We start from the raw sequence: 13645 nt of genomic DNA on the forward strand, positions 1-13645 counted from the left end.
ATCTGTATTATAAAAATCTACTTTTAGATACTTTAGTGGTGTAATATAAATGATTATTGTAGTTACTTTTTAAAATTTGATAATAATGGATGAAAATAAAAGAAATAAAAGTTTGTTTGTTGGAATCGGACTTATAGTAGTAGGCTTGATTGTTTTACTAGAGCGTCTTAATTTTAATTCCGATTTTATTGCAATTTGGTTGTACCGATGGGAGTCTGCATTAATTTTAGTGGGTTTGTTAATGATTATAGTCCGACGAAATATTTTTGGAGGTTTAGCTGCAGTGGCATTTGGAGCTTATTTTTTAATGGATGAATTGTATTTTTTACCTGACAATTGGGAAATGTGGTTTCTTCCGGGAGTTCTAATTTTAGGAGGAATAGCTTATATTTTTCAGCCTCAATCGAAAAAGCTTGATAAATAAATTGTAAATAACATTATAAAATATATTGATATGAGACATCATCACGAATCTGAAAATAAAAACAAGGAAAGTAATCGAATTGTATTTGGTATTTTTCTTATCGTATTTGGATGTTTATTGGTTTTAAAAAATATGGATTTTATTCCATATTATATGGAAGCTGTACTATTCTCCTGGCCAGCATTATTGTTTGGTTTAGGCGCATTGTTCTATGTTGGTAAAAAAGATAAAACAACCGGATTTGTTCTTATGGCAGTTGGAGGCATATTTTTGCTGCCCTTACTATTTAATTGGGGATTTCATTGGAGAGGGCTATTTTGGCCGGTTATACTTATTGTTGTAGGTGTATTTATTATCCGAAGACGAAATGAGAACATGCCAAATCATCAAAAAGGAACAGATAATAAATTGGATTATATAGATGAGTTGAATGTTTTTGGTGGAGGTGAGAAAATGATTAATACCAAAGATTTTAAAGGTGGTAAAATTACTTGCTTGTTTGGAGGAACAGAATTAAATTTAACTCATGCCGATCTGGCCGAAGGAACAAATGTGATTGATATTTTTGCTATGTTTGGTGGTTGTGTGCTAATTATTCCTTCGGATTGGGATGTGAGAGTAGAAGTATCAGCTGTGCTGGGAGGTGTTGCGGATAAACGTATTCCTACAACAAATTATATTGTTGAGCCCAAAAAAGAGCTTGTTATAAAAGGATTTGTAGCCTTAGGAGGATGTGAAATTAAATCGTATAAATAATAGAAATGAAACATCCTTTACTTCAGCATCGAAACGGATTTCTTATTTATATTTCCCTGTGGGGATTATTTGTGACAATTTTATTTTTTGTTGATTGGTACTTCGAAGGAAGTTCTGCTTCTATTGCATTAATAAATTCGCTGAGTTTTTCTTTGCCTTTATTAATTTTAGGTGCTTGTGTGTGGTATGTGGTTCGCTATACGAGCATCGAAGATTCAGGTATTTTAGGTTTTATTTTACACCATTTAGCAGCAGGGATTATTGTAGTCGGAATTTGGGTTTCCAGTGCCTATCAAATAAGAACTGGTTTATTTGGGGCAGAGCAAGACTATTATATAGTTCCGCTTCACTGGCAAATTTTATTTACATTTTTTGTCTACGATTATTTGGTAATGGTTTATTACCTAATTATTTATTATCAAAATTTTAAAGATAAACTATTGCGGGAATCGGAATTGAAAAATTTGGTTAAAGAGGCTGAATTAACGGCTTTAAAATCTCAAATTAATCCTCATTTTTTATTTAATAGTTTAAATTCAGTTAGTTCATTAACTTTATCAAGGCCAGAACAATCTAGAGAGATGCTTGTTAAGCTGTCTTCGTTTCTTCGGTATTCTTTAGATCAGGATTTAAAAGAGTTAAATAGTTTGGCTAACGAAATAAGAAATATTCGTTTGTATTTAGAGATTGAAAAGGTAAGGTTTGGTGACCGGTTAATGTTAGAATTTAATATGGATTCTTGTTGCGAGAATTTAAAAATTCCTAATTTAATATTACAGCCATTATACGAAAATGCTATAAAATATGGAGTTCACGAAAGTCTCGAACCTGTAACAATTAGCACAGTTTGTACTTCCGATAAGCATAATTTAAAAATTGAAATAAGTAATAATTTTGATCCTGATTCGGTGCCACAAGAAGGAAATGGAATAGGATTACGAAATATAAAAGAACGTTTAAGTTTAATTTATGGTCGTAACGATCTAATGAAAGTAAATCAGACCGAAAATAAGTTTATTGTTTATCTGGAATTTCCTCAAATAAAATAGCAATGGAAACAATTAAGGCAATTATAATCGATGACGAAGCATTAGCAAGAGAATTAGTACGTTCTTTTCTTAGTCAAGAATTGGAAATAGAAATACTCGGAGAATATTCCGATGGTTTTCAGGGCTTAAAAGCAATTAATGATTTGAATCCTGATCTTGTTTTTTTAGACGTGCAAATGCCAAAGTTAACCGGTTTTGAAATGCTTGAGCTTCTCGATAAGCCCTGTAATATCGTATTTACAACAGCTTATAACGAATATGCAATTAAGGCTTTTGAACACAATGCTATCGATTATTTATTGAAGCCATTCTCGGGCGATCGATTTAAAAACGCACTAAGCAAAGCCAAAGAGAGAATAAAAAGTGCAGATTCCAACAAGCAAATAGAAAAAATAAAGTCTCATAACGATTCTTCAAGTCAACTGATTAATAGAGTGGTTGTGAAATCGAGAAATAAAATAGATGTTATTGCAGTTGATAAAATTAAGTATTTCGAAGCTCAGGATGATTATGTGATGATTTACACAAGTCAGGGGAAATATTTAAAGCAAAAAACAATGAAATATTTCGAAACTCATCTTAATCCTAAAGATTTTTGTAGAATTCATCGATCTTATCTTTTGCGTATCGATCAAATATCACAATTGCAACCCTACGAAAAAGATAGTTGGGTAGTTGTTCTAAAAAGTGGTGAGAGTTTAAAGGTAAGCCGCAATGGGTTTAAACTTTTAAAAAAACAATTGGAATTATAATTAGGATGAAATATGGGGATAAGAGCCATTAGTCTACATTAGATGAATGGCTTTTTGTGTGATGTGTTATTTGTAGTTCTTTAATCAAAATACAAAAATTATAAAGTGTGAAAAAATGAATGAAATACCTATTATGTAGGATATATTAGGTTATTTTTGTGATTAATGTTGTGATATTTTTTTATGTTCCACATTGCTATATCAACATAATATCATATATTTGTCAGGCCCAACTACATTATAATCCTAATCCTAATCTGAAAATCGTAATGAATTTTAAATTTAATTATGTCTTAGGTGCTTTTATCCTGATAATAGGCTGTTTTTTTACTTCAAGTACAGCTTTTGCTAATTATCAATCCGAAAAGCTTCAAACTTCGATAATTCAAGGTAAAATTATCGAAAGTCAACACAAAAAGCCACTCGAATTTGCTACTATTTCTGTTTATTCAGTAAAAGACTCTTCTTTTATAAAAGGTGCAATAAGTAATAAAAAAGGAGTGTTTGTGATCAATCAGCTTAAAGCTGGTGAGTATTTTCTGAAGGTCGAATACATCGGATTTAATTCTTTCGTAGGCGAGAATTTTACTCTAAACGGCGTAGAGAAAAGAGTATTACAGACCCCTATTGTATTAAGTGTTGATACAGAAGCTCTGTCGGAAGTTACTGTGCAGGGACAAAGAGAATTTGCTCGTGTAGAATTGAATAAAACAGTTTATAATATTTCTAAATCGCCTTTGGCTGATGGAGGAACAGTTACCGAAGTGCTTACCACAATTCCTAAGCTAAGTGTAAATGCCAATGGCGATGTTCAGTTCAGAGGTAGTTCAAATGTGAAAATTTTAATCGATGGAAAAATAAGTGGACTGTTAGGAATGAATCCATCCGAGGTACTAAGTACTTTATCTGCATCCGATGTTGATAGAGTTGAGTTAATAAGTACATCGTCGGCAAAATATGATGCCTCTGGCTCTTCAGGTATTGTTAATATTATTATGAAGAGAAATAGAACAAAAGGGTTTAATGGAAGCACTTCTGCAACTATTGGTACAAAAGATAAGAAATCGGGGAGTTTTAGTGCAAACATGCGTACCGGAAAAGTAAATTTTTTTGGGGCTTACAATTACAAAGCAGATTGGGCCAACCGTGATTATCATGTAGAGAGACTAATTTATAAACAGAATACATTGATGACGGAAAATGCGGATGTTGATTTTGGTAATCGTTATCATGTTGGGAAACTGGGGATGGATTACCTAATTAATAATAATAATACTTTTACTATTTCGGCAACTTATCGTGATATTCTTCAGAATTGGAATGGAACTTATGATTATGTGAATCAGGATTTGCTGAGTAGTGCAATTCCCAATTTAAGCTATAGAACAAGCGCTGTTGATCTCGATTTGCAATCATGGGTTTACAATGCATCTTATATCCATAAATTTACTAAAAAAGGTCAAAGTCTATCGCTTGATTTTGCTCATACCGACAATAGAGCAGACAATAGTGGGGATTATTATTGGTTCGATGGAAGCCCTGAAAATAAGAGTAATTCCACATCTGATTTTTATAAAACAGCAAGGAAAGAGACACTTAGTCAAATCGATTATGTACATCCTTTTGGCGATAATGGAAAGTTTGAAACAGGATATTTGTATAGATCCAATGAAATTGATTACGAAGACCAGTATGATTTATCGACGGCATTTAATTATAAAGAAAATATTCATGGTTTATATGCTATGTACACAGGAATAGCAGGTAAATTTGAATATGAACTAGGAGTAAGAGCCGAGTACTCTGACATAGAAACCAATAGTGATTTTCAGGATGATTATTTTGATTTGTTTCCAAGTGTACATCTATCTTATGCATTTTCTGATAAAAAACAATTTCAACTGGCTTACGATAGAATGATTTATCGTCCCAATTCAGGCATGTTAAATCCTTTTCAGAATTTAAGAGATCCCGAAAATCAACGTTTGGGTTCCCAAAGTATTAATGCTTATTACAATGATAATATTGAAATGTCGATGGCATTTGACAGGGATAAAATCAGTTATAAAACAACACTTTATTTTAATTATTATAATAAGCTAATTAATCAGTATAGAAGTATAAATGATGAGGGACAGGCAGTGGTTTCTTATGGTAATTTCGAATCTAAATTATTTTCGGCTCTGGAGTTTGAAACATCTACAAAATTAAACGATTGGTGGAGTTTAAATGCTTATGTGGCTGGTATATATGAAGAAATAGATCCGGGAGACAATTTTAATTTTGGGTTTTCTAATATGTGGGAACTTGAAGGGAAAATTACTTCAATGATGAACTTTAAAAAATTGTTTAAATTGCAGACAAGCTTCAGATATCAATCGGAAATATTAACAGCTCAGGGAAAATATCAGAATTTATATTATCTGGATTTAGGTATGAGTCGTAGAGTTTTAAAAGGAAAGGGAGTTATCTCGTTTACAGCAAATGATATTTTTAATACTTTCAGATTTAAGGTGCACTCTTCCGATTCCGAATTTTATAATAAAGAGATTCTATATCGGGAAACGCAGATTGCAAAACTTAGTTTCCGATATTATTTTGGGAAACGATATGGTATTTTAAGGGCCAAACCTAAAAAATCAGGAATGCGACATTCCGAAATGGATATATAAGCAATATTACTTGAAACATGAACCTCGCCAAATGGCGAGGTTTTTTATTTTAGCTGCTAAGATTTTCTATTTACCAGTAATTTTGAAAAGTGTTTTTTACAGATATGTTTTGCGTTTTTACCTGCAAGTACTCATGTTTCATCTATTTTTAAGATATTTAAAAGAGGATTCATGTTTATTAGGCTGCATAATTAATACCTTTGCGCCACTTTATGAATACAGACAAGAATACTAAAAACGTATACGAATTAGAAAATTCCAAGGTTCGCAGCTTACTATGGAAATACTTTCTGCCCGCATTTACAGGTGTTGTAATTAACTCTTTGTATAATGTTGTCGATCGTATTTTTATTGGCCAGGGAATTAGTGCGAATGCACTTTCGGGCTTAAGTGCAGTATTTCCAATAATGCTAATTTTAATGGCATTTGGTATGCTTATAGGAATGGGTGCCGGAGTTCGAATATCTATTAATTTAGGGAAGAAAGACTTTTCCCGCGCCGAATGGGTTTTAGGAAATTCATTTATATTAATGATTATTGTATCGGTAATTATTACAGCCATTGGATTTGCGGTTAAAGATCCTCTTTTACATTTATTTGGTGTAGCAGAAGATACCATGATGTTTGCCAACGAATATCTTAATATAATTTTATATGGTGCAATTTTTAACGTTGTTGGATTCTCGATGAATAATTTAATTCGTTCAGAGGGCAACGCTAAAATTGCCATGTATTCAATGCTAATTAGTGCAGGAACAAATATCATTTTAGATCCTATTTTTATTTTTGCTTTAAATATGGGAGTAGCAGGCGCAGCTTGGGCAACCATTATATCTCAGTTTATACTATGTATTTGGGTAATTAAACATTTTCGAAGTTCAAGATCGGTTATAAAGTTAAGAGCTAGTAATTTTAAGCCTAACGGACAAATTGTGATCTATATTATTACCATTGGATTTGCTCCTTTTTCTATGCAGCTTGCAGGAAGTTTTGTGCAAGGTCTATACAATATACAACTGGTGAAATTTAGTAATGATATAGCTATCGCTGCCATGGGAATTATAAATTCAGTAGCAATGTTAATTGTTATGACCATTATTGCTATAAATATGGCAGCACAGCCTATTTTTGGTTTTAATTACGGAGCAAAGAACTTCTCGAGAGTAAAAGAGACTTTAAAAATTAGTATGTTTGCAGCTACAGTTATTGCTGTAATTGGCTGGATTCTTGTTCAATTGTTTCCGGAAGCTTTAGTTCTGGCTTTTAATAGTAACAATAAAGAATTGCTCGAGGTGGGAACCAAAGGTTTAAGAGTGTTTATGATTGCGCTTCCTATTGTGGGTTTTCAAATTATTGTGGGAAATTATTTTCAATCTATCGGGCGAGCAGGAATTTCTGCTTTGTTAACATTAATGCGACAGGTTATTTTATTAATTCCAATCTTATTCATTCTTCCAAATTATATGGGTTTGAATGGGGTTTGGTACGCAGGACCTATTTCTGATATTGGTTCGGCAATTGTAGCGGCTATTTTTATTATCTGGGAATTTAAGAAATTGAACACAAAAATAGCTCTCTCTTAAAATTTCACCAACTGTTAATTTTATTCTAAATTAAGAATAGAGTACAAATTTATCGTAGTCAATCCCTTTAAATTTTGTAATTTATATCAATACAAATAAAGGGATGTGATGAGGAGTGTATTGGTTTTTCTATTTTTCTTTCTTCTTTTTGGCTGCTATTCGCAGGATGTACCTCTTGTAAATAATAATCATCCCCGAATAGAATTGAGCCAAAATCGTTTCGATTGGTTAAAAGAGAATATCTCTTTTGGCGAATGTGAAGAAACATATACTCGTTTTAAAAGTAGTTACGATAGAGATTGGGTAACATATCCAACAATGTATCTGGTTGGTTCCGATGAATCAGAATGGAATTTTCAATTTAATTCTATTGATGCATTTCGAATGTCGAAAATGACAGCTTTTCTTTTGAAAATGGGCACCGACGGATTAGCACAAAAGCGAATTGAATATATTATTGCAAGGTATATTGAATATTTAAATCAATTAAATTTTGATGATTATACTGGCGATACAAGGGAGAATCTACTAAGAACAAACTGCGATTACGGAAGCGTACTTTTAGATTGGACTTATAATGATATTCCGGAGGAACAAGAACAGGATTTAGCCATAGCTTTATTTCGGGTGTTTGAATATTTTATGGATAATTATGTACTTACAAGCTCTGGAAATAGTTACGTAACAAGTCATAATATTTACAATTGTGTGCTTACCATGCGAGCAGCTTTGGCCTTGCATAATGCCGAAGGTCTTTCTGCTTCTCAAAAAGCGGATGTAGATTCCTGGTATAAAGTCTTATTTGATAAGTGGGAGAATGGAATTTTACCTGCTTTTGCTTACTTTCGTGATGATGATGGTGGATGGAACTGGGGAGCTGCCTATGCTACTTTTGGCTTGCCCGATCAGTATCAGCTTTTTGATGATATGCTCTATGCTACAGGCAAAAATTATTATCAGGAACAAGACTGGATACGTGAATCTATAAACCAGTATTGGTATTTTTATCGGCCAGATAATTATACCATTCATTTGGGCGATGCAATTGTTGATAGAGATCAGGCCGACAGAGGAATGTATCGAAATGCGGCACAATATGCCGATCCGAGAAGTCAGTATTTGGTGCAGATATATGCCAACTATCCTTATGTGCACAATACAGCTCTGGTGTTTAATAAATTAATTTATCAGAATTTTGAGGCAGCAAATGTAAAGCATCCACAGCCACCTTTAAACTGGTGGGCCGATAAAACCGGTTTGGCGGTAAGCAGAACTTCCTGGAACAATGATGCTACAATGCTTTGGTATTATTGCGCACCTGCAAAAAGAGCCGATCACGAACATCGCGATAACAATACGTTTACCATTATAAAAGACAAACCTTTAATTCTCGATGCAGGTTATTATGATTCTTATGGATCATCGCATTACAACAATTATTATTCGCGAACCATTGCTCACAATACAATTTGTGTGTTCGATGAGTCGGAGGGATATGGGAATTTTGGTAGATCTGCTTCTAACGATGGAGGACAAATAGAGACGAACAGACTGGAGAATTTATACGAGGTTTTTGATAAGGATCACATTCGTGGCAAATGGATTCGTTATGCTTCGGGCGAGGATTATGTCTACCATATTTCTGATGCTGCTGATTCTTATGCTTCCAATAAGTTAGATCGTTTCGAACGAAGATTATTGTTTCATAAACCTGATAAGGTGCTGGTTTTAGATCATTTACATCTTTTAAATATAAATTCTAAAGAGCGGAAAGCCAAGTACGTTAATCATTTTGCAAACAGACCCGATATCAGCGGTAAGCTTCTTAATTCGGCTGTGGCCGATAAAATTATGACTTATAATGGACAGGATTATAAGTCGGTAAATGGTAAAGGAAGTATCGCTGTTAGAACATTATTGCCTGAATCTACAACTACTACACTTATTGGCGGGAGTGCTTATGAATATTGGGTTAATGGAACTAATTATCCTCCCGATGCGGACATAGATTTTGATAATTTACACCCAGGATCGTGGCGAATTGAGGTTGAGCCAGTAGAGGTAGTGGAAAACCTTGTTTTTTTGCACACCCTTAAAATAGGTGATGATAAAAATCTAGCAAATGCAGGAGGAAAGCTGCTTAGGAATGAAAATACAATTGGAGTCGATTGGGAAAATAATTTGTATCTGTTTCATGCCAAAGGAGATACTGCAGCTATTTTTTATAGTGTTAACCCGCTTGACGGAAACAGAAGAATAAAAATTTTTGCTTTAGATATGAAAAGTAATACATCTTTTGGCGTTTTTGTTGATGATGTTTTGGAGAGAACGGGTGAGTCTAATTCATCTGGTATTTTTGAACTTACCGTAGATTTGGGTGAAGGACAGCATTCTCTTGTTGTGCGCGATACAGTGGCTGGGGATCCTAATCCGAATACCGATCCAGAACCTGATCCAGCACCCGAACCCGATGATGAGAGCGATGGTCAGGTGAAGGTTTATCCAAATCCGAATACGGGTAATTTTATTGTGCTGATAAACGATAGCGAAATTAAAGAGTTTACGATTAGTACTTTTGATTCTGTGGGAAGAAAGGTGCATGAGCATAGTAATTTAGGGAATCGTGCCGATTTGGATTATAGTACATTCACAGCAGGTGTGTATTTTTTAATTATTAAATACCTTGATAAAAAAGTGAAGCGAAAAATTATTATAGTGGATTAAGAAAATTAGATTCTGTTTTTAATTTCGTATATCTTTAGGCAATTAAATATAATAATCATGATTAGAACTATATTTTTATTGCTGATGATTCTTGTTCTTACAGCCTCGTGTAATCCAACACAAAAGAAACAGAATAGAACAAATTTTTACTCTTTTTATCTAGGAACTTATACAGATACCAATTCAAAAGGTATTTATAAAATACAAATGGATGAATCGGGTAAGTTTGGAGAATTACAATTACAGGCAGAAACAGAAAATCCTTCGTATTTAAGTTTTGCAAATAGTGGAAAATACCTAATTGCAGTTAACGAAATAAATACCTACAGTGGTGTTGGGAGTGTAGAGAGCTATAAAATTGGTAAAAAGCTAGAGCTGATAAGTCGCAAATCGAGCGGGGGAGCTCATCCGTGTTTTGTAACTGTTAACAATAAGGGAATTGTACTTACCGCTAATTATACAGGAGGAAATACAGGTTTATTAAGAATCGATTCATTAGGGAATTTATCCGAATTGTTCGATGTAAATCAACATCAGGGATCGGGAGTAATCAAAGGTCGTCAGGATAAAGCGCATGCACATAGTATTTGGTTTCAGCCACATTCAAATAAAGTAATTGGTGTTGATTTGGGAACCAATGAATTGTGGATTTCAAAAATTGAAGAGAATAAATTTGTTGCTGCAGAGAATAATCGTCTAAAATTATCCGATGGTGCGGGTCCCCGACATTTAGTTTTTCACCCAAATGGAAAATATATGTATGTTATTAACGAATTGAATAATACAATCAGCACAATTAGTTTACTCGATAATAAGTTTAAATTAGAGTCTAATATCACAACGCTTCCTGATAATTTTAAGGGGAATAGTGCTACTGCAGATATTCACATTTCATCGGATGGAAAATTTTTATACGGATCGAATCGTGGACACAACAGCATTGTTATTTATGCGGTATCGGATAATGGGAACTTACAGCTGTTGGCTCATGAATCCACTCGTGGCGATCATCCTCGTAACTTCAGCTTAAGTCCTGATGAAAAATTTTTAGTTGTAGCCAACCAAAACACTAACAATTTACTATGTTTTAAAAGAGACTTTAAAACGGGTTTGCTCACTTTTGTAGATGAGGTGGCAGCGCCTAAACCAGTTTGTATTCTTTTTCGGCAATAGGTTTTTAAGTTATAGATTGGAAAGTAAAATATGATATTTATATTTTAGTTTTTTCTGTTAAATAGCTTCAAATTCAACTAGCATTAAAAGGTCTGTTTTCTGTAGGTCGGGATAAAAACCCTGTAAAACAGACCACAATTCATCTTTCGAATCGAACCCATCTTTTTGTACTTCTCTCAGACTTAAGCTGCTAAAACATTTGTGATATACTTTCGTGATTTTAATTGGAATTGAAGGTAGATTGTTAAAAATAGCTTCGCCTCTTCCCAGATTGGGAACAGACTCATCGACTCGGGTGGTTTGTCTTTTACTACCATTTTTAATGGTTTGGTAGAAATCGGAGTGGAAGTGAATTTGCGACATAATTAAAGAATTAAAAATTACGCGAAGATCGCAAAGTTTAAAAAAGAAAACGCAAAGCTTGGATAATAATTTTTGCGTTTTAGTTTTTAAAGCTTAATGTTTTGCTGCCTATATTTGTTTACTTTCTCAAATATCACATTCTGAATATCCGGATAAGTTAAATCCTCAGGTAAGTTTCTGAAAAAACGAATTTCTGCAATTTCAGATTCAGGTAAATTTCCCAAATGTAGAATATTAGCGAAGAAAATGCGTCCATACTTCACTTCATTTTGCCAATTGCAGGAGTAGTCGGCAATTAAGCGTAGCGAAAATTCAGTAGCTCCAGTTTCTTCATATAGTTCGCGGCGGGCTGCTTGTAATGCACTTTCATTATTTTCAATATGTCCGGCAGGCATTTCCCATGTTTTTCTTAAGCGATGACGAACAAAAACCCATTTGTTTCGATAGCGTGAACAAACAATAGAGTAGGTGAGGTCATGCTCAGGAATACTAAGTGTATTTAAAAAGTTAACAATTGGTAGATTCATTTGTTTTTTAATTATTCTGAGGTAGATTTTCCTTTGTACATATCGCTAAAAGAATCTTCGATTGGCTCCCAAAGTTCCACCTTATTTCCTTCAGGATCAAGAATCCATCCGAATTTTCCATATTCAAATTCCTGCATTTCTCCAACAATCTCAACGCCCTCTTCTTTTAGTACTTTTAGTAGTTCTTCCAGATTTTCTACTCTGTAATTAAACATGAAATCCTTTTTCGAAGGCTGAAAGTATTCTGTTTTTTCTTCAAATGGAGACCAAACTGTAAATCCTGTTTCTTCCGGATTACTTGTTTTTCTCCACTCAAACATTCCTCCATATTCATCTGGACACTGAATGCCTAAATGTTTATGATACCATTCTCTGCTTGCTTTTGGATCTTTAGATTTGAAAAAGATGCCACCTATTCCAGTTACGCGTTTTTTCATTTACATGTATTTTGTGATTTGTATTCTTATTGTGTATTTTCTGATTAAGTATTTCAATTTACTAATTTATTTGTTCTCTTATTAATGATTAAAATATTATTTATACATTTGAGCCATAACAGAACAGAACACGTAATTAATATTGTGCATGAAGGCTTTTAATTTTACTCCCGATAGTACTTGCCCAGTACCGAAATTCCAACAGTTAATACAGGCGTTTCAGGATGCTATCAGTCAAAAAATACTAAAGCCTGGTGATGTTTTACCATCGGTAAATCAGATGTGCAAGGAGTGTTCGCTTTCGCGTGATACAGTTTTTAAAGCTTACGCAGAGTTAAAAAAGAGGAATGTAATAGAATCGGTTCCTAATAAAGGATATTTTGTGGCTGGTGAAATTACCAGAGTATTCTTGTTTTTAGACACTTTTAAAGCTTACAAAGAGGTTTTGTACGATAGTTTCCGGAAAAGCCTTCCTGATAATGTGACTGTTGACTTGCATTTTCACCATTATAATATCGAAGTTTTTAAAAACCTTGTTCGTGAGAGTGCAGGTAAATACAGCAAATATATAATTATGAGTTTCGATAATTCAGAAATTGCTGCTACTCTAAAACAACTTGATCCAAAAAAGGTATTAATTGTCGATTGGAACATAAATGCTGAGGACCAGCATTTGCAAATTTTTCAGGATTTTGGCCAATCTGTGCAGAATGCCTTACAAACGGGAGTGAAGAAAATTAAGAAATATAAACATTTTTGTTTTGTTTATCCCGATTATACCTATCATCCTTATGAAACGGTTGAATTTTTCCTTCGATTTTGTAAAGTCAACGGAATAAAGCATTCAATTATAACTGATTCTGATGCAATAGATGTTAAAAAGAATACTGTCTATTTATCGGTTAGCGATAGGGCTATGGTTAAGATTTTGGATAAAGCGAGAGAAAAAAAATTAGAATTTGGTAAGGATATTGGCCTAATATCATATAACGAAACTCCCATGAAAAAGTATATCGATAAAGGAATTACTGTTCTTTCTACCGATTTTTATTTAATGGGAAAAAAAATGGCAGAATTTATAACAAGCTCTAATGTTGAGTCTTGCTGTATTTCTACAAGTTTAATCGAAAGAAGTTCTCTATAATTTTTCATGCTATGTTTTTTTATTTAAAAAACATTTATATA

The 13645-nt window shown here is 33.4% G+C and carries 12 protein-coding genes; 9 read left to right on the forward strand and 3 right to left on the reverse strand.

The window, feature by feature from the left end:
* Positions 1-85: 85 nt before the first annotated feature.
* From ACT3CE_RS09075 to ACT3CE_RS09110, 8 genes are all read left to right on the forward strand, one after another.
* The gene (locus tag ACT3CE_RS09075; RefSeq protein ID WP_444709450.1) at positions 86-424 is read left to right on the forward strand and encodes a LiaF transmembrane domain-containing protein; all 339 of its coding nucleotides are present in this window, start codon (positions 86-88) and stop codon (positions 422-424) included.
* Positions 425-454: 30 nt separating this feature from the next.
* Positions 455-1180, forward strand: a complete 726-nt coding sequence (locus tag ACT3CE_RS09080; protein ID WP_444709451.1) for a LiaF transmembrane domain-containing protein — start codon at positions 455-457, stop codon at positions 1178-1180.
* 5 nt (positions 1181-1185) lie between these two features.
* A complete protein-coding gene (locus tag ACT3CE_RS09085; protein ID WP_444709452.1) occupies positions 1186-2229 on the forward strand; it encodes a sensor histidine kinase in 1044 nt (347 codons plus the stop codon).
* Between the two features lie 2 nt (positions 2230-2231).
* Positions 2232-2981, forward strand: a complete 750-nt coding sequence (locus ACT3CE_RS09090) for a LytR/AlgR family response regulator transcription factor (RefSeq protein ID WP_444709453.1) — start codon at positions 2232-2234, stop codon at positions 2979-2981.
* Between the two features lie 269 nt (positions 2982-3250).
* The gene (locus ACT3CE_RS09095) at positions 3251-5653 is read left to right on the forward strand and encodes an outer membrane beta-barrel protein (protein ID WP_444709454.1); all 2403 of its coding nucleotides are present in this window, start codon (positions 3251-3253) and stop codon (positions 5651-5653) included.
* 212 nt (positions 5654-5865) lie between these two features.
* Complete coding sequence (locus ACT3CE_RS09100; RefSeq protein WP_444709455.1) at positions 5866-7236, forward strand: MATE family efflux transporter; 1371 nt, start codon at positions 5866-5868, stop codon at positions 7234-7236.
* Positions 7237-7344: 108 nt separating this feature from the next.
* The gene (locus ACT3CE_RS09105) at positions 7345-9960 is read left to right on the forward strand and encodes a heparinase II/III domain-containing protein (RefSeq protein WP_444709456.1); all 2616 of its coding nucleotides are present in this window, start codon (positions 7345-7347) and stop codon (positions 9958-9960) included.
* 57 nt (positions 9961-10017) lie between these two features.
* A complete protein-coding gene (locus ACT3CE_RS09110; protein WP_444709457.1) occupies positions 10018-11133 on the forward strand; it encodes a lactonase family protein in 1116 nt (371 codons plus the stop codon).
* Between the two features lie 57 nt (positions 11134-11190).
* On the opposite strand, the gene ACT3CE_RS09115 is transcribed toward ACT3CE_RS09110, so the two are convergent.
* From ACT3CE_RS09115 to ACT3CE_RS09125, 3 genes are all read right to left on the reverse strand, one after another.
* Positions 11191-11496 (reverse strand): ASCH domain-containing protein, encoded by a 306-nt coding sequence (locus ACT3CE_RS09115; RefSeq protein WP_444709458.1) that lies wholly within the window; start codon positions 11494-11496, stop codon positions 11191-11193.
* Between the two features lie 86 nt (positions 11497-11582).
* The gene (locus ACT3CE_RS09120; protein ID WP_444709459.1) at positions 11583-12023 is read right to left on the reverse strand and encodes an NUDIX hydrolase; all 441 of its coding nucleotides are present in this window, start codon (positions 12021-12023) and stop codon (positions 11583-11585) included.
* An 11-nt stretch (positions 12024-12034) separates the two neighbouring features.
* Positions 12035-12460, reverse strand: coding sequence for a VOC family protein (locus ACT3CE_RS09125; RefSeq protein ID WP_444709460.1), 426 nt, complete (start codon positions 12458-12460; stop codon positions 12035-12037).
* Positions 12461-12608: 148 nt separating this feature from the next.
* Here ACT3CE_RS09125 and ACT3CE_RS09130 point away from each other — a divergent pair, with 148 nt between their 5' ends.
* Positions 12609-13604: a GntR family transcriptional regulator gene (locus ACT3CE_RS09130; RefSeq protein ID WP_444709461.1), complete on the forward strand. Its 996-nt coding sequence runs from the start codon at positions 12609-12611 to the stop codon at positions 13602-13604.
* Positions 13605-13645: the final 41 nt, after the last annotated feature.

The sequence above is a fragment of the Marinifilum sp. RC60d5 genome, assembly GCF_052400665.1.
In the GTDB taxonomy this organism is placed as follows: domain Bacteria; phylum Bacteroidota; class Bacteroidia; order Bacteroidales; family Marinifilaceae; genus JBQTGK01.